The 25,026-nt window shown below is 70.9% G+C and carries 25 protein-coding genes; 8 read left to right on the forward strand and 17 right to left on the reverse strand.

All coding sequences use genetic code 11. The features are described 5' to 3' along the window. Positions 1–75: 75 nt before the first annotated feature. The gene (locus LW587_RS14255) at positions 76–750 is read right to left on the reverse strand and encodes a metallophosphoesterase family protein (protein ID WP_232630252.1); all 675 of its coding nucleotides are present in this window, start codon (positions 748–750) and stop codon (positions 76–78) included. Between the two features lie 363 nt (positions 751–1,113). On the opposite strand from LW587_RS14255, the gene LW587_RS14260 reads away from it, so the two are divergent. Together LW587_RS14260 and LW587_RS14265 are read left to right on the forward strand one after the other, a co-directional pair. Beyond that, complete coding sequence (locus LW587_RS14260) at positions 1,114–1,518, forward strand: hypothetical protein (RefSeq protein WP_232630253.1); 405 nt, start codon at positions 1,114–1,116, stop codon at positions 1,516–1,518. Between the two features lie 309 nt (positions 1,519–1,827). Next, positions 1,828–2,232 (forward strand): hypothetical protein, encoded by a 405-nt coding sequence (locus tag LW587_RS14265; RefSeq protein WP_232630254.1) that lies wholly within the window; start codon positions 1,828–1,830, stop codon positions 2,230–2,232. Between the two features lie 105 nt (positions 2,233–2,337). Here LW587_RS14265 and clpB read toward each other — a convergent pair whose 3' ends face one another. Further along, positions 2,338–4,962, reverse strand: coding sequence for an ATP-dependent chaperone ClpB (gene clpB / locus LW587_RS14270; protein WP_232630255.1), 2,625 nt, complete (start codon positions 4,960–4,962; stop codon positions 2,338–2,340). 228 nt (positions 4,963–5,190) lie between these two features. On the opposite strand from clpB, the gene LW587_RS14275 reads away from it, so the two are divergent. Next, on the forward strand, positions 5,191–5,970 hold the full coding sequence (locus LW587_RS14275) for an MOSC domain-containing protein (RefSeq protein ID WP_232630256.1): 780 nt from the start codon (positions 5,191–5,193) through the stop codon (positions 5,968–5,970). Between the two features lie 7 nt (positions 5,971–5,977). Here the strand turns inward: LW587_RS14275 and LW587_RS14280 are convergent, their stop codons facing one another. Beyond that, on the reverse strand, positions 5,978–6,202 hold the full coding sequence (locus LW587_RS14280) for a hypothetical protein (RefSeq protein WP_232630257.1): 225 nt from the start codon (positions 6,200–6,202) through the stop codon (positions 5,978–5,980). 194 nt (positions 6,203–6,396) lie between these two features. On the opposite strand from LW587_RS14280, the gene argB reads away from it, so the two are divergent. The 3 genes from argB to LW587_RS14295 all read left to right on the forward strand — a co-directional run bounded on the left by argB (position 6,397) and on the right by LW587_RS14295 (position 8,626). Further along, entirely contained in the window at positions 6,397–7,293 is an 897-nt protein-coding gene (gene argB / locus LW587_RS14285; protein ID WP_232630258.1) for an acetylglutamate kinase, read from the forward strand. Between the two features lie 128 nt (positions 7,294–7,421). After that, the gene (locus LW587_RS14290; RefSeq protein ID WP_232630259.1) at positions 7,422–8,180 is read left to right on the forward strand and encodes a pyrimidine 5'-nucleotidase; all 759 of its coding nucleotides are present in this window, start codon (positions 7,422–7,424) and stop codon (positions 8,178–8,180) included. Further along, positions 8,177–8,626 carry a metallopeptidase family protein gene (locus LW587_RS14295; protein WP_232630260.1) on the forward strand — a complete coding sequence of 150 codons (450 nt, stop codon included), beginning with the start codon at positions 8,177–8,179 and terminating at the stop codon, positions 8,624–8,626. The genes LW587_RS14290 and LW587_RS14295 overlap by 4 nt, the downstream gene beginning before the upstream one ends. On the opposite strand, the gene LW587_RS14300 is transcribed toward LW587_RS14295, so the two are convergent. The 5 genes from LW587_RS14300 to LW587_RS14320 form a co-directional block, all read right to left on the reverse strand. Further along, the gene (locus tag LW587_RS14300; protein WP_232630261.1) at positions 8,617–9,861 is read right to left on the reverse strand and encodes a peptide ABC transporter permease; all 1,245 of its coding nucleotides are present in this window, start codon (positions 9,859–9,861) and stop codon (positions 8,617–8,619) included. The genes LW587_RS14295 and LW587_RS14300 overlap by 10 nt on opposite strands. 123 nt (positions 9,862–9,984) lie before the next feature. Further along, positions 9,985–10,515 carry a DUF2937 family protein gene (locus LW587_RS14305; protein WP_232630262.1) on the reverse strand — a complete coding sequence of 177 codons (531 nt, stop codon included), beginning with the start codon at positions 10,513–10,515 and terminating at the stop codon, positions 9,985–9,987. Positions 10,516–10,549: 34 nt separating this feature from the next. After that, positions 10,550–10,834, reverse strand: a complete 285-nt coding sequence (locus LW587_RS14310) for a hypothetical protein (protein WP_232630263.1) — start codon at positions 10,832–10,834, stop codon at positions 10,550–10,552. Positions 10,835–10,838: 4 nt separating this feature from the next. After that, positions 10,839–11,846 (reverse strand): WD40 repeat domain-containing protein, encoded by a 1,008-nt coding sequence (locus LW587_RS14315; protein ID WP_232630264.1) that lies wholly within the window; start codon positions 11,844–11,846, stop codon positions 10,839–10,841. Continuing rightward, entirely contained in the window at positions 11,843–12,538 is a 696-nt protein-coding gene (locus tag LW587_RS14320) for a YoaK family protein (protein WP_232630265.1), read from the reverse strand. Before LW587_RS14320 ends, LW587_RS14315 begins: the two co-directional genes overlap by 4 nt. A gap of 156 nt (positions 12,539–12,694) precedes the next feature. On the opposite strand from LW587_RS14320, the gene LW587_RS14325 reads away from it, so the two are divergent. Both LW587_RS14325 and LW587_RS14330 read left to right on the forward strand, forming a co-directional pair. Beyond that, entirely contained in the window at positions 12,695–13,114 is a 420-nt protein-coding gene (locus LW587_RS14325; protein ID WP_232630266.1) for a response regulator, read from the forward strand. Between the two features lie 32 nt (positions 13,115–13,146). Continuing rightward, a complete protein-coding gene (locus LW587_RS14330) occupies positions 13,147–13,497 on the forward strand; it encodes a photosystem reaction center subunit H (RefSeq protein ID WP_232630267.1) in 351 nt (116 codons plus the stop codon). A gap of 132 nt (positions 13,498–13,629) precedes the next feature. Here LW587_RS14330 and LW587_RS14335 read toward each other — a convergent pair whose 3' ends face one another. From LW587_RS14335 to ileS, 9 genes are all read right to left on the reverse strand, one after another. Next, the gene (locus tag LW587_RS14335; protein ID WP_232630268.1) at positions 13,630–14,478 is read right to left on the reverse strand and encodes a hypothetical protein; all 849 of its coding nucleotides are present in this window, start codon (positions 14,476–14,478) and stop codon (positions 13,630–13,632) included. Positions 14,479–14,570: 92 nt separating this feature from the next. Next, complete coding sequence (bioD, locus tag LW587_RS14340; protein WP_232630269.1) at positions 14,571–15,251, reverse strand: dethiobiotin synthase; 681 nt, start codon at positions 15,249–15,251, stop codon at positions 14,571–14,573. A 209-nt stretch (positions 15,252–15,460) separates the two neighbouring features. After that, positions 15,461–16,234 (reverse strand): ferredoxin--NADP reductase, encoded by a 774-nt coding sequence (locus LW587_RS14345; RefSeq protein WP_232630270.1) that lies wholly within the window; start codon positions 16,232–16,234, stop codon positions 15,461–15,463. Positions 16,235–16,403: 169 nt separating this feature from the next. Then, on the reverse strand, positions 16,404–17,336 hold the full coding sequence (locus tag LW587_RS14350) for a ring-cleaving dioxygenase (RefSeq protein ID WP_232630271.1): 933 nt from the start codon (positions 17,334–17,336) through the stop codon (positions 16,404–16,406). A gap of 187 nt (positions 17,337–17,523) precedes the next feature. Continuing rightward, a complete protein-coding gene (locus LW587_RS14355; protein ID WP_232630272.1) occupies positions 17,524–18,807 on the reverse strand; it encodes a M16 family metallopeptidase in 1,284 nt (427 codons plus the stop codon). Between the two features lie 65 nt (positions 18,808–18,872). Continuing rightward, complete coding sequence (locus LW587_RS14360) at positions 18,873–20,255, reverse strand: M16 family metallopeptidase (protein ID WP_232630273.1); 1,383 nt, start codon at positions 20,253–20,255, stop codon at positions 18,873–18,875. A gap of 225 nt (positions 20,256–20,480) precedes the next feature. Then, positions 20,481–21,122 carry a hypothetical protein gene (locus tag LW587_RS14365; protein ID WP_442919150.1) on the reverse strand — a complete coding sequence of 214 codons (642 nt, stop codon included), beginning with the start codon at positions 21,120–21,122 and terminating at the stop codon, positions 20,481–20,483. 231 nt (positions 21,123–21,353) lie between these two features. After that, on the reverse strand, positions 21,354–21,866 hold the full coding sequence (lspA, locus tag LW587_RS14370; RefSeq protein WP_232630275.1) for a signal peptidase II: 513 nt from the start codon (positions 21,864–21,866) through the stop codon (positions 21,354–21,356). Between the two features lie 97 nt (positions 21,867–21,963). Next, positions 21,964–24,942, reverse strand: coding sequence for an isoleucine--tRNA ligase (gene ileS, locus LW587_RS14375; RefSeq protein ID WP_232630276.1), 2,979 nt, complete (start codon positions 24,940–24,942; stop codon positions 21,964–21,966). Positions 24,943–25,026 lie beyond the last annotated feature (84 nt).

Consider the following 25,026-nt stretch of genomic DNA (forward strand, 5'->3'; position numbering starts at 1 on the left):
TGCTGCGGCGCTCACCGGGCGCCGCCGGCCAAGGTATGGGGCGGAAGCGGGATCGGCCTCAAGACCGCCGGGGCGTCAGGCCGCCGGAACGCTCAAGATTTCCGTGGGCTGCCCCTGCCGGTCTGAGAAGACGCCGGCGGTCAGCGCGTTGCCGTAGACCGCGCCGGTGTCGAGATTGGTCCGGAAGCGCTTCAGCTCCGGCCCGCCGCGGGTCTGCGGGGTATGGCCGTGGACGACGTGACGGCCGAAATCGTGGTCCGCCGACAGGAACGGCTCGCGAATCCAGAGATGCACCTCCCGGTCGGGATCGGGGGTCTCGGCGTCCGGCCGGAATCCGGCATGGACATACCAGCGCAGCGGGTCGGAATGGAGGGTCGGCAGGGTCTCGACCCAATCGAGCACGTCGCCGGGGATCTCTTCCGGGCCGGTGATGTCGAAGGAGGTCAGCGTCGCCGTGCCGCCATTGACGAGCCAGTGTTCGAGCGCGCCAGGCTCTTGCAGGGTCTTGAGCAGCATCGCCTCGTGATTGCCCATCAGGCAAACCACCTCGTCCGGCTCGCGCCATTGCAGTTTTCGGAGCGTCTCGATCACCCGCGCGCTGTCGGGCCCGCGGTCGATGTAGTCGCCGAGGAACACGAGTTTCTTCGCGCGCCCCGCCGCGTGGGCATCGATGCGGTCCAAGAGCCGGTCGAGCAGGTCGGCGCAGCCGTGGATGTCGCCGATGGCGTAGGTGAGCGTTTCGGCGGTCATGCCTCTGTTTTCGGCGGGATTTTGTTGCAGCGCAAGATGCGGTTCGGTCCGACTCTCGACCCGACAGGGCGGAACACCGGATCGCGGCCGGCCGCTTGCATCACGAAATCGTGATAACATAAGATGGATTAAACCCGCCGTCGGAGCTTGGCGATAAAACCTCTGGATGTATGAGGTGTCCCTGCCCCGATCGGATCGGCGATGGCGACGAATATCTTCCCTATGCCCATGCGCGGTGACACAGGGGAGGACACGTTCGTCGTCGAGGCCGCGGATTCCTTCGGCAGACCGGCTCGCGCCCGGTTCCCCATCTCCATCCGGTAGGGCGCGGCCCGCTTGGCTTCCTCAGCAAGGACGATCGTGATGCGCAGTTTCCTCGTCTCAGGCGCCGCTCTCCTGTCCGCCTTCGCGTCGATCGCGTCCGAAGCCGGGCCGCTTCCGGTGCTTGAGCGTGTGGCACGCTCAGGTCTCGCGCAACCGCTGTTCCCGGTCATCGGGGTCGACCCGACCTGCAAGCCGATGGGTAAGGTGCCGATCAGTCTCGTCGAGACTCCCCAAAACGGGCGCGTCACCATCGTCGACGGGATGGATTTCACCAATTTCGGCCCGGACAATCCGCGCTTCCGCTGCAATACCCGCAAGTTTCCCAGTCAGGTTCTGACCTACACCTCCGCGCCCGGCTATGTGGGCGAGGACAAGTTCTCGGTCGAGCTCATCGATTCTTTCGGTGCCCCGCTGCGGCGGGAATTCCACATCGTCGTGCGCTGAGACGCCGTCGCGGGTGACGGGGCGGGCCGCCGCGTCCACGTCGAGGGTGATCGGGCGATTCGCCAGGAGCCGGGTGGAGACGAGGGGCCGAGCGAGACGCAGAGCCGGGTGAGACGCGGCGACCGCCGTCAACCTCAGCGTCGCCGCGTCGGAAACCACCCGAGCCCCCGCGCAACGAGACGACGATCGATCACGAAAATGTGATCACCGCGGCCTGAATGGAATCCATCTTTTGACATTTTTCGATACCTCTACGTGTATGCAACTCTGACATCACGCCCGAGCGGCGGATGACGGAGAGTTCGAACGATGCGCGGTTTGTCCCTGGTCGGTGCGGCCTTCCTGTGCTGCGCCCTCCCTGCTGTGAGCGGCGCAGGGCCGCTGCGGACCTATGAGCGGATCGTCCCGTCGGGGACGGCGCAGCCGATCTTTCCGCTGCTGTTCCTCTCGCCGGACTGCAAGTCGATGGGCCCGGCCAGTCTCGGATTGCTCCGGAGCCCGCGGTACGGACGCGTGACGATCGAGAAGGGCCAGGATTATCCGGTCTACCCGGCCGCCGATCCGCGCTCGGTCTGCAATGTGCGGAAGCTGCCCAGCCAGCGGATCGTCTACACCTCCGATCCGGGCTTCGTCGGCGAGGACGATGTCGCGCTCGAAGTCGTCGGTCCCTACGGCGTCGTCTATCGCGGTCGTTTCCACATCACCGTGCGCTGACGCGCCGTTCCGGCGCCGCGACCCGGGATCGGTCGCGCGCCGGAACGGCGGCCATCGAGGGCCCGGCCCGGCGGGAGGTCCCCACCGGGCCGGAGCGTGATCGGATCAGTTCAGCAGCACGCCCGCCGGCCGGCGCTCGGCGGCGACGTCGCCGATCATCAGGCCGGCCGGGCCGACGCGCACCGGCACCAACGCGCCGTCGTGGATCAGGCCTGAGAGCAGGGCCTCGGCCAGCGGATCCTGCACGTTCTTCTGGATCACCCGCTTCAGCGGCCGCGCCCCGTAGGCCGGGTCGTAGCCCTTGTCGGCGAGCCAGGTGCGGGCCTCCTCGTCCACGTCGAGGGTGATCTTGCGATCCTCGAGGAGCCGGGCGAGGCGCCCGAGCTGGATGTCGACGATCGCCCCCATCTCCGAGCGCGCGAGCCGGTGGAACAGGATGATCTCGTCGACCCGGTTCAGGAATTCGGGCCGGAAGTGGCTCCGAACCACGCCCATCACCTCGTCCCGGACCGCGTCGGTGTCCTGGCCCGCCGGCTGGTTGACCAGATACTCGGCCCCGAGATTCGAGGTCATGATCAGGAGCGTGTTGCGGAAGTCGACGGTGCGGCCCTGCCCGTCCGTCAGGCGCCCGTCATCGAGCACCTGCAGGAGGACGTTGAACACGTCCGGATGCGCCTTCTCCACCTCGTCGAACAGCACGACCTGATAGGGCCTGCGCCGCACGGCCTCGGTCAGCGCCCCGCCCTCCTCGTAGCCGACATAGCCCGGAGGCGCGCCGATCAGGCGGGCGACCGCGTGCTTCTCCATGTACTCGGACATGTCGATGCGCACCAACGCCGTGTCGTCGTCGAACAGGAAGCCGGCGAGCGCCTTGGTCAGCTCGGTCTTGCCGACGCCGGTTGGCCCGAGGAACATGAACGAGCCGATCGGCCGGTTCGGGTCCTGCAGGCCGGCCCGGGCGCGCCGCACCGCGGTCGAGACCGCCTCGACCGCCTCGCGCTGGCCGACGACGCGCCGGGCGAGCGCCTCCTCCATCGCGAGCAGCTTCTCGCGCTCGCCCTCCAGCATCTTGTCGACGGGCACGCCGGTCCAGCGCGAGACGACGCCCGCGATATGGGCCGGCGTCACCGCCTCCTCGACCATGCCGTCGCGGGCCACCGCCCCCTCCGCCGCGGCCTCGATCTCGGCGAGCCGCTTCTCCAGGCCCGGAATCACGCCGTAGGCGAGTTCGCCCGCGCGCTGGTACTGGCCCTGACGCTGGGCCGCGGCGAGGTCGTTGCGGGCCTCGTCGAGCTTCTTCTTCAGCTCGGCGGCCGCGCCCAGCTTGTCCTTCTCGGCCTTCCAGCGGGCGGTGATCGAGGCGGATTGCTCCTCCAGATCGGCCAGCTCCCGCTCGAGCCGCACCAGCCGGTCGCGGGAGGCCGAATCGCTCTCCTTCTTCAGGGCCTCGCCCTCGATCTTCAGGCGCACGATCTCGCGATCGATGTTGTCGAGCTCTTCGGGCTTCGAATCGACCTGCATGCGCAGACGCGAGCCGGCCTCGTCCATCAGGTCGATGGCCTTGTCCGGCAGAAAGCGGTCGGTGATGTAGCGGTTCGACAGGGTCGCCGCCGCCACCAGAGCCGCATCCTGGATGCGCACGCCGTGATGCTGCTCGTACTTCTCCTTGATGCCGCGCAGGATCGAGACCGTGTCCTCGACGGTCGGTTCGGACACGAAGACGGGCTGGAAGCGCCGGGCCAGCGCCGCGTCCTTCTCGACATGCTTGCGGTACTCGTCGAGCGTCGTCGCGCCGACGCAATGCAGTTCGCCGCGGGCCAGAGCGGGCTTGAGCAGGTTCGAGGCGTCCATCGCCCCGTCCGCCTTGCCCGCGCCGACGAGGGTGTGCATCTCGTCGATGAACAGGATGATGCCGCCAGCCGCCGCGGTGACCTCGGACAGCACGCCCTTCAGCCGTTCCTCGAACTCGCCGCGATACTTCGCGCCAGCGATCAGCGCGCCCATGTCGAGGGCGAGCAGGCTCTTCTCCTTGAGGGATTCCGGCACGTCGCCGTTGACGATGCGCAGCGCCAGCCCCTCGACGATGGCGGTCTTGCCGACGCCGGGCTCACCGATCAGCACGGGATTGTTCTTGGTGCGCCGCGAGAGGACCTGGATGGTGCGGCGGATCTCCTCGTCGCGACCGATCACCGGATCGAGCTTGCCCTCGCGGGCGGCCTCGGTGAGGTCGCGGGCGTATTTCTTGAGCGCGTCGTAGGCGTTCTCGGCGGAGGCGTTGTCGGCGGTGCGGCCCTTGCGCAGCGCGTTGATCGCGCCGTTGAGCGAGGCCGCGGTGACGCCCGCGGCCGCGAGGATGCGGCCGGCCTCCGAATCCTTCTCGACCGCGAAGGCGAGGAGCAGCCGCTCGACGGTGACGTAGGAATCGCCCGCCTTCTCGGCGGCCTTCTCGGCGGTGTCGAACAGGCGCACGAGGTCGCGCGTCGCCTGGGGCTGGGCGGCATTGCCCGAGACCTTCGGCTGCTTGGCGAGCCACGTCTCGATCTGGGCATGCGCGACCCGGGACTGGCCGCCGGCCCGGTCGATGAGGCCGGCGCAGAGACCCTCGGGATCGTCGAGCAGCACCTTGAGGAGATGGCCCGGCGCGAGCTGCGGATGGCCCTCGCGGACGGCCAGGTTCTGCGCCGCCTGGACGAAGCCGCGGGCGCGCTCGGTGTATTTTTCGAAGTTCATGCGTCGTGTGTCCTTCCCCGAATCGACCCCTTCGCCCGCCCAGGGCGGCACGAGACGTCCGATGCGTCGCCCCGCGGGGTGACCCCGCCGGAGCACCGGCGCTCGTTGGCAGCCGCCGGCAGGGGTGAATTGGGTGTTGCCTTTTCGTAACACAAGGGGCCCGGAAACCGGGAAGGCCACCCGGCGCGCATGCTTGCCGACCGCTCACGGCGGAGCTAGCCAGGGGCCATGACCGCTGCCCCCGCCCTCCGCATCGCCGCCCTCTACCGCTACCCCGTCAAAGGCCTCTCGCCGGAAGCGTTGGAGAGCGCCGACCTTGAGACGAGCGGCTACTTTCCCGGCGACCGGCTCTACGCCATCGAGAACGGCCCGTCGGGCTTCAACGAGGTGGCGCCGCGCCACCTGCCCAAGGTCGCCTACCTGATGCTGATGCGCAACGAGGCGCTGGCGCGGCTGCGCACCCGCTTCGATCCGGCCACGCATTGCCTCATCATCGAGGAGAACGGCCGGGAGGCCGTCTCGGCCGATCTGAGCAGGCCGGAAGGCCGGGACGCGGTCGCCGACTTCATGAGGGGGTTTGTGCCGCAGGCGCTGCGCGGCGCGCCGCGGGTGCTGGCCTCGCCGCCCGGCTACCGCTTCACGGATGCCCGCGACGGCTACGTCTCGCTCGTCAACCGGGCGAGCGTGGCGGCGATCGAGGATCTGGTCGGTGCGCCCGTCGATCCCCTGCGCTTTCGCGCCAACCTCTATCTCGACGGGCTGGAGGCTTGGGCGGAGAACGACCTGCTCGGAACGGTGATGGAGACGCCCGGCGGGGTGCGCCTGAAGCTCGCCCGGCGCACAGTGCGCTGCGCGGCGGTCAACGTCGATCCGCAGACCGGCATCCGCGATCTCTCGATCCCGCCGGCGCTGTCGAAACATCTCGGCCACAGCGATTGCGGCGTCTACGCCGAGGTGCTGGCCGGGGGCGTCGTGCGGACCGGCGACGCCTTGACCGTGATCGGCTGACGCCGTCTCAGCGCCCGCTGGTGCCGCTGCGGACCGTCAGCCAGAGCGGCTCGGGCTCGGCGCAGGGCAGGAGTGCCGCCACCGCGTCGAGATCGACCGCATAGGACTCGGTGAGCTTGCGCCACACCTCCGCGGAAGATTCGGCGCCCTGGCCGAGACGCTCGACCACGCGGGCGATCAGGCCCGGATGGGTCAGGCTCGGACGTGGTTCCGGAAGATCGGCGTTGAGCATGGTGAGTCGCCCCCGTTGGTCGAGGGGAATCTTCGAAGGTTAAGGTTAATCAGCTGTTACATTCGGCTCGTACCGCACTCGAAACCGCCGTCACCGGCGCATCGCGAAGGGGCCGAAACCGGCCGCTTCGCGTCGCGGGCGGGCTGCGCTAGAAGCCCTCGCGAATCCGACCCAACGAGGCGAACGAGCATTCGATGACCGATCCGCTGCCGAACGTGCACGTGCGCGCCGAGATCCTGACCCAGGCGCTGCCCCATATGCAGCGCTACGACCAGGAGATCGTCGTCATCAAGTACGGCGGCCACGCCATGGGCGACCCGGCGGCGGCGGAGGATTTTGCCGAGGACATCGTGCTCCTGGAGCAATCCGGCGTGAAGCCGATCGTCGTGCATGGCGGCGGCCCGCAGATCGGCCGGATGCTGGCGCGCCTCGGCATCGAATCCGAGTTCAAGGGCGGGCTTCGCGTCACCGACGAGGCCACCGTCGAGGTGGTCGAGATGGTGCTGGCCGGCTCGATCAACAAACAGATCGTCGGCTGGATCGCCGCCGAGGGCGGCCGGGCGATCGGCCTGTGCGGCAAGGACGGGAACATGGTCCGCGCCAAGCGGGCGCTCCGCACGATCAAGGATCCGGACAACAACACCGAGCAGGCGGTCGATCTCGGCCTCGTCGGCGAGCCCGAGCATGTCGAGCGCGGGGTGCTCGACGCGGTGCTCAAGGCCGAGCTGATCCCGGTGCTCGCGCCCGTGGCCTACGGACAGGACGGCAAGACCTACAACGTCAACGCCGACACCTTCGCCGGGGCGATCGCGGGGGCGTTGCGCGCCAAGCGGCTCCTGCTGCTGACCGACGTGCCGGGCGTGCTCGACAAGGACAAGAAGCTGATCCCGGAACTCACCGTGGAGGAGTGCCGACGCCTGATCGCCGACGGCACGATCACGGCCGGCATGATCCCGAAGGTCGAGACCTGCATCTACGCCCTCGAGCAGGGCGTGGAGGCGGTGGTCATCCTCAACGGCAAGGTGGCGCATGCCGCACTGCTGGAGCTGTTCACCGATTTCGGCGCCGGCACGCTGATCCGGCGGACCTGACCGTCGGGCCGCACCGGCCCGGCGACGCAGGAGCGCGGCGGCGCCTCGTTCCCGAACCGGTCGGAAACCCTAGATGAAGAAGGGGGCGATCCCGTCCCCTTCCCCCGAGCGCAGGCGCCGCCTCGATCGTGCTTTGTCCCGCCGAAACCCATTTCACCACCGCCGATGCCCGCGGGTTCGGGCATGTCGACACCTGGGTGTTCGACCTCGACAACACGCTCTATCCGAGCGAGGCGCGGGTCTGGCCGCAGGTGGACGAGCGGATCACCCTCTACGTGATGGGTCTCTACGGGCTCGACGGCCTGTCGGCGCGCTCGCTGCAGAAGTACTTCTACCACCGCTACGGCACGACCCTGAAGGCGCTCATGGTCGAATCGAGCATCGACCCGCACGACTTCCTCGACTTCGCCCACGACATCGACCATTCGACGATCGCCCTGGACGAGGCCCTCGGCGCGGCGATCGAGCGGCTGCCGGGCCGCAAGCTGATCCTCACCAACGGCTCGCGCCGCCACGCCGAGACGGTGGCGGAGAAGCTCGGCATCCTGAACCACTTCGAGGACGTGTTCGACATCGCCGCGGCGGATTTCGTCCCGAAGCCGGACCGCTCGACCTACGAGCGCTTCCTCGAGCGCCACGGCGTCGATCCCCGCCGCGCCGCCCTGTTCGAGGACATCGCCCGCAACCTCGTGGTGCCGCACGATCTCGGCATGGCGACAGTGCTCGTGGTGCCGCCGACCCCCGATCCGTTCCGCGAGCGCTTCGAGCAGGAGGCGGTGCGGGAGCCGCATATCGACCACATCACCAGCGATCTCGCCGGCTTCCTGCGCGGCTGCGTGCTGCCCGCGGCCACGGATTCCCCCGTCTCGGAGTCGTCCTGCCGATGAGCGGCACCGTGAGCGGCTGGGCCGAGACCCGTGCCCCGAGCCTCGCCGAGATCGAGGTCCTGGCCGACGCGGCCTTCGCCGCGCTCCCGGAGGAGTTCCGGCGGCTCTGCGCAGGCGTGCGCATCCATGTCGATGACTTCCCCGACGAGGAAACGCTGACCGAGATGGACTGCCAGAGCGAGTTCGACCTGCTCGGCCTGTTCCGCGGCGTCGGTCTCGCGCAGGCCGGCGAGGTCGCCACGGGCCAGATGCCGAACGCCGTCTGGCTCTACCGCCGGCCGCTGCTCGATTACTGGGCCGAGCACGACGAGACGCTGGGCCACCTCGTCACCCACGTGCTGGTGCACGAGATCGGCCACCATTTCGGCCTTTCCGACGAGGACATGGCCGGGATCGAGGCCGCCGCCGAGGAGATCGACGAAGCGGCGATCGGCGATCAGGCCTGAGGACCGCCCCGGACCGGCAGGCGCGGGATCCGCCCGACCTTGGGGCGGCTGTGGCGGAACTGGCCGCGCTCCACCGCGACGAAGGTGAGGATCGTCAGCGCGACCGTCGTCAGCCACCACACCACCGTGAGCCCGACGCCGACGCCGCCGATCGCGAAGGCCGTGGCGAAGGCCGCCATGGCGCAGGGCACGAGCGCCGTCGCATCACGCCCGGTCCGGTGGATCGCGCGGTAGAGGGCGAAGGCCATGGCGAAGGCGCCGACGATGCCGAGCTCGTACCAGAGTTCGAACAGCATCGTGGTCGGCGCGTTGGCAGGCACGATGCCGAACACGCGGCCCCGCAGGGCGGTCTCGAGACCGTGGCCGGTGATGAGCCGCAGCGGTTCCAGGGCCACGAGCTTCTGCCACGCCTTGAGGGCGAGCACGCCCGGCGCCGTCGGCCCGAGCAGGGCCACGCCCACCGGACGGGCGAGGAAGGGCAGGAGCGGCGCGAACACGAGCAGCCCGGCGGCGACCGTCGCGGTCACCCGCACCCCGAGGGACACCCGCGCATGCGTCAGGGCGAAGGCGAGCGCGCCGATGGCGAGGGCGAAGAGCGGCGTCGAGACCGGGGCGGTCACCAGGGCGGCGGCGGCGAGCACGGCCAGGACCAGGGATTCGGTGTCGCGGCGGCGCGAGCGCAGCCACGCCACCGCGGGCCAGACCAGCAGGGCGATCACGATGGCGCCGCGCTCCAGGGCGCTGTCGCCGTTCGGCGTGCCCCGGAACATCACGTCGCCCGCCAGCGCGATCAGGATCGCGACCACCGAGGCCGCGCCGACGCCGAGGGGCAGCAGGTAGAGATTGGCCGAGCGCATCCGGTCGGGCAGCGCGAGATAGGCGAGCAGCGTCATCGCGACGGTGAAGAGCAGGTTGCCGAAGCGCTCGCTGGCGGGCCCGGGAAACGGGGTCCAGGCGAGCGAGAGGGCGGACCAGAACACCACCAGCATCCCGGCGAGGAAGGCCGGGGCCGTCAGCAGGCGCCGCAGGGAGGTGTCGACGGCGCGCTGGCGCCGGTCGATGGCGCTCGCGGTGATGAGCAGCACGACGGCGATGGGCGCGAGGACCACGGTGGCGCGGCGGGACACCTGGGCGCAGACCGGCAGCGCCACGAACAGGCCGAAGAAGCCGAGGCGGCGCAGGAGAGCCGCCGCGTCGAGGGCGGGGTCCACGGTCGTGCTCGGGAGACGCGGCATGGGTGAAGGGGACCGGATCCGGCGCATCGCGCGGTCGCGCGTCGTTCCTACCTAGTGCAGCCCGCCGGGACGGGCTGTAGGTGCCGTGCAACACTCAAGCTCCACCCCCGACCTGCGGGCGGCTCAGACCGGCGTCGTCGCGGCCGGCCGGCGGCGGGCGCGCCGGGCCATGTGGCGCCCGAAATCGGCGACGACGCGCCAGCCGGCCCAGGCCCCGAGGAAGCCGATCAGGCCCGCCACGAAGCCGTCGGTCGTGGTCGGGACCGCGGGCTGGTAGTCGCGATAGGCCGCCCGCGCGATGTCCATGTCCGGCCCACGGGCGATGACGAAAAGGCGGCCGAGCGGGCTCTCGGCCCCGTCGAGGGCCTGTTTCTGCGCCTCGAGATCCTTCAGCCGGTCGACGTCGGCGCGGGCCGATTCGCCGCGCCGGGCCACGAAGGCGTCCGGATTGCTGCGCAGCTGCGCCAAGGCCTGATCCCGGCTGCGGCCGGTGGCCTGGGCGTCGGCGTCGAGGGAGGCGATCTGGCGACGCAGCTCGTCCAGCGCCCCGCCGAGGCGCTGCCCGTATTGCTGCGCGAATTCCGGCCCCTGGGCGGCCAGGACGGCGGCGAGGAGGCCGAAGGCGAGGCCGAGCGTGCGGACGACACGGAACACGGCGGACGACCTCCCTGACTGTGTCCTGCAGGTTCTAGGGCGTTTCGCCCGGCCGGGGAGAGCCGGCGAGTGCCGTCTGCACCGCCGCCTCGCTCAGATCGTCGAGGGCGCCGGCGAGCTTCACGGCCCGGGTCGGCGCCCCCGGGGCCATGATCAGGATCACCGTCTCGGTGCCGGGACAAGCCGGATCAGCGCAGACGATCTCGCTGACAGTCAGGGCCGTCCCGGGCCCATAACCGCCCGCCGCCCGCACCCAGGCCTCGACCCGCCGCCGGGCAGCCGCCCCGGGCCGCTCGCCCCCGCGTCCGAACAGGGCCACGGGCTCAACCCGGCAGGGTCAGGACGCCGGCCTGCCCGTCGGCGCAGCCGAAGCCGAGCCGGCCCCCGGTCGCGTCCCAGGCGAGGGCGGAGACCGTGCTGCCCTTCACCGCCGGGCGCACCAGCAGCTCGCTGGCATCGGTGAAGCGCACGAGCAGGATGCAGCCGTCCTCGTAGCCGATGGCGAGCACCGGCGATTTCGGATGGAAGGCCACCCGCGAGACCCGGGCCGGGCGCACGCCGCATTCCCGCGGCGCCTTGCCAGTGGGGCCCTCCTTCGTGTCGAACGGCCAGACGATGGCGGCCTCCGCGCCGCTGGTGGCGAGCCATTTCCCGTCCGCCGACCACGACAGCGAGCGCACCTTGGCGGGATAGCCCGACATGCGCATGTGGCCCCGGTCCGGCTGGAGGCGCCAGCCGTGCAGGGCGTTCTCCTGCATGGTCGAGACGACGAAGCGCCCGTCGGGCGACCACGCCACGTCGATATGCGAGCCCTTCCACTCGATGAATTCGGCCGGCGTCTCGAGGTTCGGGTACCAGAGGCTGACGCCGTTGTAGTGGGCGACCGCGAGCCGGTAGCCCTTCGGCGCGAAGGCCAGCCCGCGGGCGCTGGAGGGCGCCGAGAAGGTCTTCTCGCGGCCCTTGGCATCCCGGGCGACCACGTTCCTGCCGGTCGAGAAGGCGAGCGCGCCGTCCGGGTGGAGCGCCAGCGCATCGACCCATGCGCCGCCCTTCGCGACGGCCAGCTCGGTGACCGTGCCGGCCGCGTCGGTGGCGGCGACCCGCCCGTCATCGCCCCCGCTGACGAGGCGGCGCCCGTCGCCGCCCGCGACCAGGATCGCGCCGTCGGGATGGGCCGCCGTCGCGGCGACAGCGCCGTCGCAGACGCGCAGCACGCGCCCGTCACCCAGGGCGAGAGCGAGGGTGTCGCCGAGCCAGAGCGCGGCGGTGACGTGGGCACCGGCCTCGACCGGCGCGATGTGGTCGGTGAGGGAGGGAGCGGAGACGCTCATCCGAACGGCCTTCCTGAATCAAGCGAGCGGAGGGAGCCGGCCACCGGCCGGCCCGAGAGGATCACGAGGCAGGCACCGAGACAGAGAACCCCGGCGACGCAGGCCGGGATCGCCAGCGCCGCGACGCCGAGATGCCCGTGGGCGTAGGTTCCGGCAACCGCCCCGGTCAGCAGGGCGATCCAGACGGCGCCGTCGCCGACCCAGCCGAACCGCGGCCCGCGCCCCGCCAGCGCCAGGGCGAGCTTCTGCCCGAACGAGAACAGGGCGCCGGTGATGAAGGTGGTGCCGGCGCGAAACCCCTGCACATGGGCCAGCACCGCGTTCTGCCCGCCCATGGCGAGGGCTAGGAACAGGGCCGCGATCCCGACCCGGGTGCCCTCGACCGCCGCGGCGAACGCCGCCGTGACCGCGGCGGTCTCGAAGGCCAGCACCGCGGGGGTGACCCAGCGGGGCGGGGTCAGCGCCGCGAGCGCCCCGCCGCTCACCGCGCCGACCAGGAAGGCGAGGATCAGGAGCGCGGGCAGCACGGCGCCCCAGGGTTCGCCGTGGCCGAGGGAGACGGCGAGCTGCGTCGTGTTCCCGCTCATGAGCGAGGTGTAGAGGCCGCCGAGCCGGATGAAACCCAGGGCGTCGACGAAACCGGCGAGCGCGGTCAGCACCACGCCGAAGCCGATCTGCCAGCGCCGCGTCACGAAGGGGTCACGACCGTCCCGTCAAGGTTAACCAATCGGTTACCAATTGCGCGCAAATCGATGCAATCACGGTGAACGCGGCCCTCCACGGCCCCGTTGGTCCGGCGATCCGCAAGCTCGGCCGTTGTCCGAGCCCGGGTGAGTTGGAGTTCTGCCATGATCCCCTTCGCGTGCACCCCCGCCGCCCTGCCCCCGTTCCACTTCGCGCCGAGCGCCGACACGATCCTCGTGGTCGAGGACGAGGCCTTCGTCTGCGAACTGGCCGCCGAGGCCCTTCTGGACGAGGGATACCGGGTGCTGACCGCCGCCGACGCCGACGAGGCCGAGGCGATCCTGTCGAGCGAGCGGGTCGACCTGCTCTTCACCGATATCGATCTCGCCCGCAACACGAACGGGATCGCGCTGGCCCACCGGGCCCGCCGCAGCCTGCCGCGTCTGCCGGTGGTCTATACGTCGGGCGGGCGCGAGGGCCTGTCCTCCGCCGAGGCGGTGGCCGAATCGGTGTTCGTGCCCAAGCCCTATCGCACGGCCCAGATCGTGGCCCTGACGAACGACCTGCTGCGCCACCGCGGCTGATTCTCCCGCCCCCACCAGCAACGAGCCCACCGATGCGCCGCTCCCTCGCCTGCGCCCTCTTCCTGCTCGCCTTCGCCCCGGTGGCCCACGCGGCCTGCGCCGTCGAGGAGAACGGGCTCGAACCGGCCATCGCCGCCAAGAAGGAACTGCAGGAGGCCAAGAACGCGCAGGTCGTGCGCGATCTGCGGACCCTGCGCGACGCCGCGATCGTGCTCGAATCCTACGGCTTTCCGAAGGAGTGCAAGGAGCTCGTCGCCATCGTCAAGGAACTGACCGCCAATCCCGAGGGCACGATCAAGCGCAGCAGCGACACCGACGAGGAGAAGGCCGAGGAGATCCAGGAATCCCGCGAGCCGAAGGTGGGACCGAAGGAACGGCGCTAGGCCCATCACGTCGAAACCTGAGCACGGCGCTCAGTCTTTGGTTTGCCGCGCTCTCTCAAGCCGAGCCGGCCTCCCCTTCGGCGGCGAGCGCTCCAGGGCCGGCGGCCCTCCCCATGCCGCGGAGGGCCGACGTCAGGACCGGCAGTCCACGACGTAACCCGACACGCTGGGATCGTCGCCGTCGCCGACGGTCGTGACCGAGAGGGCGACCCCTTCACGCGCGTAGCCGTAGGCGCAGAAGCCGAACCCGGTGCCGGAGCAGGATTCGACCTCCGCGACGCCCATCCTCACGAGATCGCCCTCGCGGCTGCGCGGATCCTCCGGAGCCGGCCCTGTCACCGGCCTCCAGCCGGCCTGCCGGAGCCATTCGCGGGCCCGGGTGATCGGCTGGCCGTAGACGTTCGGAACGAGGCCCTTTCCGCCGCAGATGGCCTCGATCGGGGCCAGCGGGACGACGCTGACCCCACCGCCGACGGCATCGAGGCGCAGATCGGCCAAAGGCTGAGGCAGGAACCCGCCGTCCCACAGGCGCAGGCCGTCGCCGAAGGGCACCAGCCGGCCGATCGATCGGGTCGCGCCCTTGCGGGCATAGGCGACCGCCCGCAGGCTCTGGCCCTCGAAGATTCCGACATTGCCGTTCCCGATCTCGCAGGAGCCGCTGGTCCCCTGCGTGAACCGGCCGGCGAAGCTGACGGCCTGGAAGCGCCCGAGCCGGGCCTCGCCCGTCACCGCCCAGCCCGCCTCGGTCACGCGCCGGCCGGCGGGGGATTTCGGCGCTACGATGAAGCGGGCGCAGAGGGCGGTCTCCCCGATCTCCGGCGGCGCCTTGGGGACGCTCGCGAGCGCCGCGACCTCGACGCCCTCGACCGAGGAGGCGACCCGAACCGCCACCGGTTCGGCCCGCAGCGGCACGGGAGAGCCGAGGGCAACGGCAACGGCGGTCAGAAGGGACGCGGTCGGAGCGGAAACACGGCACGTCATGTCGGCGAGACAATCCTCTTCGCGGCGGGTTCGGCGCCCGCCACGGTGACCGTCAGCGACGCATCCGGCAAGCCGGGCGGCGGACGGCCGCCTCAGCCGGGATCGCGGGCGAGATCGGGAAAGTCCCCGCCCCGGGGCACCACGGAGACGGCGACCCGGCCGTGCCGGGCGATCGCCGCCGCGACGGTTTCGGGCGGCGTCGGCGCTCCCTCGCTCGCGCTCACGACGAGTCCGGCCAGCGGGACCGCGTGGGCCCGCAGCGTCTCGAGTGCGGTGAGCGCGTGGCTGATCGCGCCGAGATAGGAGCCGGAGACGAGGAGCGCCGGAAGCTCCAGGGCCTTCAGCCAGTCGAGGCCGGTCGCCGCCTCGGTGACGGGGCTCATCAGCCCGCCGACGCCCTCGATCACCACCGTCTCGCCGGCCGCCGCCTCGGCGAGGCGCGCGCGGCACCAGCCGACGAGGTCGGCGAGGGCAAGGTGACGGCCCTCGCGAGCGGCGGCGAGGTCCGGGGCGAGCGGAGCGGCGAAGCGCCACGGCGAGCAGGCGGCGACCGCCGCGGGCGTGAGCGCGAGGCCCTGGGCGGCGAGCAGGCGGCCGGTGTCACTCTCGGCGAAGGCGGGATCGTCCACCGGCGGCACACCGCTCGCCAGCGGCTTCAGGGCGCGGACGGGACGCCCCTCGGCGCGGAGGCGGCGGACGAGGGCGGCGGTGACGTAGGTTTTTCCGAGTTCGGTGCCGGCGCCGGCAATGAACAGGGCTGGCGGAAGCGGCATGGCGGCTCGAAGGGACACGGATGGATGACGCGCATCCCACCCGCACCCTCATCCTGAGGTGCCTCAGCGAAGCGGACTCACGAAAGAGGGCTCCGGTTCGCGCGCGATCCCTGGAGCCCTCGTTCGAGGCCGCTGCGCGGCCCCTCAGGATGAGGGGGATGGTTGGGATCGATGGAGAGGGCGGCGCGCCGCCCTCTCCCCGAAAAGAATCACTTCTCGACGAAGGCCTTCTCGATCACGTAGTGGGCCGCCTCGCCGTGGTTGCCTTCCTCGTAGCCGAGGCCGGTCAGCATCGCGCGGGTGTCCTTGATCATCTCCGGCGAGCCGCACAGCATGAAGCGGTCGGCCTCGATCGACATCGCCGGCAGACCGATATCCTCGAATAGCTTGCCCGAGGTCATCAGGTCGGTGATCCGGCCGCGGTTGCGGAACGGCTCGCGGGTGACCGTCGGGTAGTAGATCAGCTGGTTCGCGATCATCTCGCCGAGGAACTCGTGCTTGGGCAGCGTCTCGTTGATGGTCTCGCCATAGGCGAGTTCCTGCACCTGCCGGCAGCCATGGACGAGCACGACCTTCTCGAAGCGGTCATAGGTCTCCGGGTCCTTGATGATCGACAGGAACGGGGCGAGCCCGGTGCCGGTGCCGAGCAGGTAGAGGTGGCGGCCGGGCAGGAGGTTGTCGAGCACCAGGGTGCCGGTCGGCTTCTTGCCGATCATGATCGGGTCGCCGACCTTGAGGTGCTGGAGCTTGCTGGTGAGCGGGCCGTTGGGCACCTTGATGGAGAAGAACTCCAGCTCCTCCTCGTAATTGGCCGACACGACGGAGTAGGCGCGCAACAGCGGCCGGCCCTCGACCTCGATGCCGATCATCGTGAACTCGCCGTTGCGGAAGCGGAAGGCGGGATCACGGGTGGTGCGAAAGGAGAAGAGCGTGTCGGTCCAGTGGTGGACGGACAGGACGCGCTCCTCGTTGTACTTGCTCATCGGCCGCAGGGTTCCCGATTCTGGAAGCGTCTCGCGCGGGGTCTTCTCGCAGGCGCAGCATCCGCGTCAAGACGCAGGGACGCCACAGCCCCTGAAATGTGCCTTTGTCTGGAACTGTTCTTGAATCCGATGCATGGCAGCCCCTTGCGCCCCGCATCGGAGCGCCGCCCTACAACGGCTTCAACCCCGCCTCGATCTCGGCCCGGCGGGGCTCCAGGAACGGCGGCAGGGCGAGGCCCTCGCCGAGGCGCTCCATCGGTTCGTCGGTCGCGAAGCCCGGCCCGTCGGTGGCGATCTCGAACAGGATGCCGTTGGGTTCGCGGAAGTAGAGGCTGCGGAAGTAGTAGCGGTCGACCGGGCCGCTGGAGGGCATGCGGCGCTGCTTCAATCGGTCGGCCCAGGCCTCGTAATCGGCGTCCGGCACCCGGAAGGCGACGTGGTGGACGCCGCCCGCGCCCTGCCGGGCCGGGGCGCTCGTATCCCGCAGGAGATGGACCTCCGCGGCCGGACCACCCGGCCCGGTCTCGAACACCGTCACCGCGCCCTCGGGCAGTTCGAAGGTCCGGGCGCGGCGAAAGCCCATGACCTCGGTCAGCACGGCTTCGGTGCGTTCGGGCTGCGCCACGGCGAGCCGGATCGGCCCGAGGCCGCGGATCTGGTGCGCCGCCGGCACGGGGCTGCCCTCCCAGGGATGGGCCTCGCCCGCGCCGCCATCGTCGACGAGGCTCAGGCGCTGGCCCTCCCCGTCCTCGAAATCGAGGGTCAGGCGCCCGTCCCGCTCCACGGCCGGATGATGGCGCACGCCCTGGCGGGCGAGATGGGCGCGCCACCAGTCGAAGGTCCCCTCCCCCGCGACCCGGAAACTGGTGCGCACGATGCTGTTGCCGCCGCGGCGCTCCGGCGGGGCCGGCCAGTCGAAGAAGGTGAGGTCCGAGCCCGGCGAGGCGCGCCCGTCCGCGTAGAACAGGTGGTAGGCCGAGACGTCGTCCTGGTTGACGGTCTTCTTGACGAGCCGGAGGCCGAGGACGCGGGTGTAGAAGGCGAGGTTGTCGGCCGCGCGCGCCGTGACGGCCGTGACGTGGTGGAGTCCGGTGAGCTGCATCGCGGGGCCTCGGGAAAAAAGATCCGGGAAGGCTCCAGATAGGGATTTCGGGTGGGAGCCCAAGGGACGCCCCGCTCTCGTCAGGGAGGCGACGCTCTCCTGACCCGCGGAGCGGCGGCCGAAGATGAGAAGGCCGGCAGCGCGTCTCCGCGTGCCGGCCGGTTCTCTCATGCGTGACGGTGCCGGGTCACATCCCGGTCGGACGGCCCGCGGCGACCACCAGCATCCGGCCGTCGCCGAGCGTGCGCGCGCCGGCGCGGCGGATGTCGTCCTGCGAGACGCTCGCCACGAGGTCGTTGCGTCGGGCGATGTAATCCATGCCCAGTCCCTCGAAGGCGATCTGCACGAGCTGGCCCGCGATCTTGGTCGAGGTGTCGAACCCGAGGGCGTAGGAGCCGGTGAGGTAGTCCTTGGCCTTCTGGAGTTCCTCGTCGGAGGGTCCCTCGGTGATGAGTCGGCCGATCTCGTCGCCGATCACGTCGAGGGCTTCGACCACGCGCTCGTTCTTGGTGGCGGTGTAGCCCCAGGTCATGGCGACCGCCCGGTGCGAGGTCAGCGAGGTGCCGACCGAGTAGGCGAGCCCGCGCTTCTCGCGCACCTCCTGGAACAGGCGCGAGGTGAAGGCCCCGCCCCCCAGGATGTGGTTGAGGACATAGGCCGGGATGAAGTCCGGATCGCGCCACGCGATGCCCGGCAGGCCGAAGCGGATGACGGATTGCGGCACGTCGAGGTCGACCACGATCCGCTGGCCGAGTTCGCGGATGCTGGTGGCCGGCAACGGCGTGAGCGGCGCGGCCTCGGGCAGGCGGCCGAAGGCGCGCTCGACCATGGCGGTGATCGTATCGGCGTCGAAGGCGCCGACGGCGGCGACCTTGAGCCCTCCGCGGCCGATCAGGGCGCGGTGCATCGCCACGAGGTCGTCGCGGGTGATGGCCGAGACGCTCTCGACCGTGCCCGACGACGGCCGGCCATAGGCGTGGTCCGGGAAGGCCGTGCGGAAGTAGCGGCGGGAGGCCAGCACGCCGGGATCGTTCTGCTGGTAGCGCAGGCTCGCGATCATCTGCGCCCGAACCCGCTCGATGGCGGGCGGGTCGAAGCGCGGCTCGGCCAGGGAGAGGGCCAGCAAGCGGATCGCCTCGTCGGCGTGCTTCACCAGCGTCTTGAGCGACCCGCCGATGGAATCCGGGCCGGTGTGGAAGCTCAGCTCGATCGCGCGGGCGGCCAGCGCCTCCTGGAAAGCATCGGAATCGAGATCACCCGCGCCCTCGTCGAGCAGGCGCCCGAGCATCTGCGCGGTGCCGGCCTTGCCCTCGGGATCCTGGGCGGCGCCGCCCTCGAAGGTGAAGGAGAGCGCGATCAGCGGCACCACCGGCGAGGCGACGTGCCAGGCCTCGATGCCGGGGGCCGCCGGCACCGGCAGCGCCTGGGTCGGCGAGGTCGCGGTGCGGGTGCCAGTCTCGGCGAGGTTCATCGTAACGTCCTTGGATCAATACCGTAGGCGCCGCGCAGGACGCCGAGAAAGGGCGGACGGCAGCGTCAGGCCAGCGCGATCTCCGGGTCGCGGGCCTTGGTCAGGTAGCCGGTCACCGAGCGGGCAGGCACGAGGTAGCGGGCGGCCACGGCCACGAGCCGGTCGCGGGTCACGGCTTCGATGTCGGTGGGCCAGCGGCGCACCTCCTCGACGGTCTCGCCGATGGCCAGCGCCGAACCGTAGATGCGGGCGAGCGAGCTCTGGGAATCGGAGGAATAGATCGTCTCGGCCACGAGCCGGGTCTTGGCGCGCTCGATCGCCTCCGGGTCGAGGGCCTCGGCGGCGCGGCGGAGCACGCGGTCGACCTGCTCCTCCAGGGCCTCCAGGCTGACGCCCTCGGCCGGCACCGCGTAGACCGCGAAGCGGGTGTCGTCCATCGCCGAGCCCATGTACCACGCGCCCGCATTCACGGCGACGCCGAGCTCCAGGACGAGCTTGCGGTAGAGGAAGGAGGTCGCGCCACCGCCGATCACCTCGGCGAGCAGTTCGAGGGCGTGGCCCTCGCCGTCGCGGGCGGTCATGCAGGAGGGGGTGAGGTAGAGCCGCTGCAGGGTCGGCTGCTCGACCTTGGGATCGGCCACCGCGATCCGGCGCATGGCCCGCGGCTCCGGCTCCCGCGGGCGCACCCGCACCGGCCGGGTGCCCCGGGGGGTCACGCGGCCATAGGTGTCCTCGGCCAGGCGCCGCACCTCGTCGGGGGTCACGTCGCCGGCGACCACGAGGATCGCGTTCTCCGGGGTGTAGAAGCGCCGGTAATAGTCGATCGCGTGGCCGCGGTTCAGCTCCTCGATCTCGTGCATCCAGCCGATGATCGGGATGCCGTAGGGGTGGTGCACGAACAGCGAGGCCGACATCGCCTCGGAGAGCTGGGCGGAGGGATCGGTCTCGACCCGCATGCGGCGCTCCTCCAGCACCACGTCGCGCTCTGGCGCCACCACGGCGTCGTCGAGGACGAGGCCACCCATGCGGTCGGCCTCGAAGCCCATCATCGTGCCGAGATGGTCGCGGGCGACGCGCTGGAAATAGGCGGTGTAGTCGTAGCTCGTGAAGGCGTTCTCCTGGCCGCCCAGCCCGGAGACGGCCTTGGAGAAGGCACCGGCCGGATGCTTGTCCGTGCCCTTGAACATCAGGTGCTCGAGGAAGTGGGCGATGCCGGACTGGCCGATCGGATCATCGGCCGAGCCGTTGCGGTACCAGATCATGTGCGTCGCGACGGGGGCGCGGTGGTCGGGCACCACCACCACGTCGAGCCCGTTATCGAGCACGAAGGCGGAGACCTCCGGCCCGCCGGCCTCCGAGCGCCCGAACGGGGCGGCCTCCACGCGGCCGGCATGCGCGAGGCCGCGCCGCGGTCCGACAGGAGCGATGGCCTTCCGGTAGAGGTGCATTGTCTGTCCCTATGCGGGGGCACTTCCGCCCGTCCGCTCTGTCCATCCCGATCCCCGGCATTGTCGCGGGAATGCGTGCCGGGGGCAAATACCGTACCGCGCGTCGTGTCCGCGCGGCCACCCCGATGGCCGAACGCGGTGAATCCGACGCGCCCCGCCGCCCCCGTCTCGGGACGCAGCACAGGGACAACGATCCCCGCGGCGGACGTTCGCCGGCCCGTCCGGTCAGCGCCCCTGGTTGCGCAGGTAGGCGCGGGGATCGGCTTCCTCGTTGTCGCTGATCGGGCCGCCGACGGGCATGCCCTGCGGCTTGGCGACCTTGACCGGCGCCTTGCGATAGCCGGTGGGCGGGTCGGTGAGGGTGTCGCGGTCGGGCTCGGCCACGGACGGCTCCGCCGTCGCGGTCTTGCCCTTGAAGATCTCGAAGGGGTTGAGCCAGGTCGAGTCGCGGGTGTCGCCCTGTCCGGGGCTGCCCGCCGGTGCGGAGACCGCGCCCGCGCCGGCCCGGCGCCCGGCGTCCATCTCGTAGATCGACAGCGTCTCGTTGTTGTCGTTCATGCGGCCCTGGGCGCCGCGGGTGATCGGCTTGCGGGCCTCGGCCGCGGCGCGCTCGCGCTGGAGCGTCTCCGGATCCTTGGGCCAGGCGGGGTCGGCCTGACGGGCGCGCGGCACCGGAAGGCCGGCGGTCAGGTCGTCCTTGCCGCCGAGCTTGGGCGGCATCGCCAGCGGCGCGCGCTCGCGGTAGGTGATGGCGGGGCGATCGGGCTCGATCAGGCCCATGTTGCTCAGGGCGTCGCGCATGAACTCGCCCTCGGCCCGGGCTGCGCCCCCGGCGATCAGGCCGGCCCCGAGGGCCAGTCCCGTCATCGAACTCCGAATGAAGCCGAACCGCCCGCTCATGCCGCCCCCCTTCAGGCTTCGGGCCGGCCCCGTTCCCCGGATGTCGGGGCGGTCAGCCGGACAACGACCCTCTCGTCGAGTCGTCTACCGGACCCTGTCGGACGGGCGTGAGCCGGGTTTCGGGCGATCGTATGGCACCGTGGGCGCTCGCGCGACGGATCCCCACCGTCATGGCCCCCACCGTCATGAGCCCCACCGTCATGGGCGCGGGCCCTCGCCCTCCGGCGCGGCGGAGTCCGGCGGCCGGGCCACCGGCCTCAGGCTGTCGAGGATCAGACCGACGACGCCCGCGACGATGGCGGCATCGGCCACGTTGAACACGTACCAGGACCATGTCCCGGCATGGAGGTGGACGAAGTCGAACACGGCGCCGTAGGCCGCCCGGTCGATGGCGTTGCCGAGAGCGCCGCCGACGATCAGGCCGAGGGCCACCGCGAGAAGTCGGCTGCCGGCCCGGTGCATCCAGACCGAGAGACCGACCGACGCGACGAGGGAGAGCGCCACGAGCAGCCAGCGCCCGATTCCCCCCTCCTGCTGGAACAGGCCGTAGGAGATGCCCCGGTTCCACACCACGACGAGATCGGCGAAGGGCGCGACCCGCCAGGGCCCCGTCATCACGAGGTCGGTGCCGAAATAGAGGCCGAGCTTCGAGGCCTGATCGAGCGCGAGAGTGACGAGGGCGGTCACCACGCCGGCGTGGAAGGGCGTCATCGGGAGAGGCCGCCCCACCTCATGCACAGCCACGCGACAAGGCGCTCCCCCGGCCGGGGGAGGCGCTGACGCGGTAGCGGGTTCGGCTCCGGCGCGCTCACGCCGCGCCCGCCTCCGGATGCGCCGCATCCCATTCGCGCAGGGCCTGCGCGTCGCGGGGCGTCACGTCGGGATAGGCCGGGTCGGCGCCGACCGTCTCGGTGACCCGCCAGGAGCGGGCGCATTTGCGGCCCTCGGCGCGCGCGGGCACCACGGCCACGCCCTTCACCTCGTCGAGGCGGAAGGCGTCGGGCGGCCCCTCGCCGGCCCGCAGGGTGATCGCCGAGGTGATGCAGACCTCCGCGAAATCGACGCCGTCGAGGGCCGCGAGCAGGTCGGGATCGGCGATGAACACGGTCGGGGCCGCCTCCAGGCTCGCGCCGATGCGCTTGGCCGCCCGCTCGATCTCGAGGGCGCCGGTGACGACGCGGCGCACCCGCCGGATCGCCTGCCAGCGCTCCGCCAGGGGAGCGTCGCGCCACGCCGCCGGCGTCTCCGGCAGGGTCTGGAGATGGACCGACCCACCCTCGGACGGGAACCGCTCGAGCCACGCCTCCTCCGCCGTGAAGGCGAGGACCGGCGCGAGCCAGACGGTGACCCGGCGGAACGCCTCGTCGATGACCTGCAAAGCCGCGCGCCGGGTCACCGAGGCAATCGGATCGCAGTAGAGCGCGTCCTTGCGGACATCGAAGTAGAAGGCCGAGAGATCGCCGGTCATGAAGCCGTTCAGCAGCGCCACGATCCGCTTGGTGTCGTAGGCCGCGTAGGCCTCGCGGATCTCGCCGTCGAGCTGGGCGAGGCGATGCAGGATCAGCCGCTCCAGTTCCGGCATCTCGGCGAGCGGGACGTCGTCGCCCGGCACCCGGTGGGCGAGCGAGCCCAGCATCCAGCGCAGGGAGTTGCGCAGCTTGCGGTAGGTCTCGGCGAAGGTTTTGACGATCTCCGGCCCGATCCGCAGATCGTCCGAATAGTCGGAGGCCGCGACCCAGAGCCGGAGGATGTCGGCGCCGGATTCCTTGATGACGGTCTGCGGCGCGACGACGTTGCCCTTCGACTTCGACATCTTCTCCCCCCTGGGGTCGAGGACGAAGCCGTGGGTCAGCACCACGTCGTAGGGGGCGTAGCCCTTGGTGCCGCAGGATTCGAGCAGCGAGGACTGGAACCAGCCGCGATGCTGGTCGGAGCCTTCGAGATACATCACCCGGTCCGGCCCGCCGTCATGGGCGCGGCGGATGCCGGCGAGGCCGGGGAAGGCCTCCGGGTCGTCGAGGACGAAGGCGTGGGTCGAGCCGGAATCGAACCAGACGTCGAGCACGTCCGTCACTTTCTCGTAGTTCGCCGGATCGTAGTCGGGCGCGAGGAAACGCGCGGTCGCCCCATCGGCGAACCACGCATCCGCACCCTCCTGGACGAAGGCCTGCGCGATGCGGGCATTCACCGCTTCGTCGCGCAGCACCGTGCCGGTCTCGCGCTCGACGAAGACCGTGATCGGCACGCCCCAGGCGCGCTGGCGCGAGACCACCCAGTCGGGCCGGCCCGAGACCATGCCGGTGATGCGGTTCTTGCCCTGCGGCGGCACCCACTGGGTCTGCTCGATGGCGTGGAGCGCCGTCTCCCGCAGGGTCCGATTCCCGAGGGCATCGACCGGCCGGTCCATCGCGATGAACCATTGCGGGGTGTTGCGGAACAGGACCGGCTTCTTCGAGCGCCAGGAATGCGGGTACTGGTGGCGGAGCACGCCGCGGGCGACGAGCGCGCCGGCCTCGGTGAGCGCGGCGATCAGCGCCTTGTTGGCGTCGCCCTTGTCGCCCTTGTCGGTGAAGACGCGCCGCCCCGCGAAGCCCGGCGCTTCCTTGGTCAGCGCCCCGTCGGCATCGACGGTGTAGGGGATGCGGGTCTCGATGCCGACCTCGGTCAGCCGGCGGCCATTGGCGGTCCAGACCTCGAAATCCTCGCGGCCATGGCTCGGCGCCGTGTGGACGAAGCCGGTGCCGGCCTCGTCGGTGACGTGCTCGCCGTCGAGCATCGGCACGGGGAAGCCGTAGCCGGGATCGAAGTCGCTCAGGGGATGCGACAACGTCAGCCCGGCGAGCGCCGCGGCCGGCACATCGGACAGGCGCTCGAAGCCCTCGACGCGGGCGGCCTTGAACACGCCCTCGGCGAGCGCGTCGGCGAGGAGGTAGGTGTCGCCGGTCTTCGCCCAGTTGTCGTCGTCCGCGGCGGTGACGCGATAGAGCCCGTAGGCGACCTTCTTGGAATAGGCGACGGCCCGGTTGCCCGGGATCGTCCAGGGGGTCGTGGTCCAGATGACGACGCGGGCGTCCGCAAGATCCGCGGGAGCCCCGGTACGGATCGGAAACGCCACGAAAATCGTGTCGCTGACATGCTCCTCGTACTCGACCTCCGCCTCCGCCAGCGCGGTCTTCTCCACGACCGACCACATGACCGGCTTGGAGCCGCGATAGAGCTGGCCGGACGCGGCGAACGTCATGAGTTCGGCGGCGATGCGGGCCTCGGCCGGGAAGGCCATGGTCGAGTAGGGCCGGTCCCAGTCGCCGGTGACGCCGAGACGCTTGAACTCGTCCCGCTGAACGTTCAGCCAGTCCGCGGCGAAGGCCCGGCATTGCTGGCGGAACTCCAGGACCGGCACCTCGTCCTTGTTCTTGCCCTTGGCCCGGTACTGCTCCTCGATCTTCCATTCGATCGGCAGGCCGTGACAGTCCCAGCCCGGCACGTAATCGGCATCGCGGCCGAGGGCGCCCTGGCTGCGCACGATCACGTCCTTGAGGATCTTGTTGAGGGCGTGGCCGATATGGATGTTGCCGTTGGCGTAGGGCGGCCCGTCATGCAGCACGAAGCGCGGCCGGCCCTTCGCCGCGGCCCGGATCGCCTCGTAGAGGCCGATCCGCGCCCAGCGCTCCAGCAGGAGCGGCTCGCGGGCCGGCAGCCCTGCGCGCATCGGGAACTCGGTCTTGGGCAGGAAGAGGGTCCGCGAATAGTCGCGGGCGGCCGCGGGGGCGGCAGTCAGGTCGCTCATGGCGGGTCCGGCGTCTTCTGAACGGCTCGACGGGCGAGATGGGAACGGGGTGGGGGCGAGGGGGAGAGCACGCGTTCACCCGGC

The sequence above is a fragment of the Methylobacterium sp. Leaf118 genome, assembly GCF_920984675.1.
Taxonomy (GTDB): domain Bacteria; phylum Pseudomonadota; class Alphaproteobacteria; order Rhizobiales; family Beijerinckiaceae; genus Methylobacterium.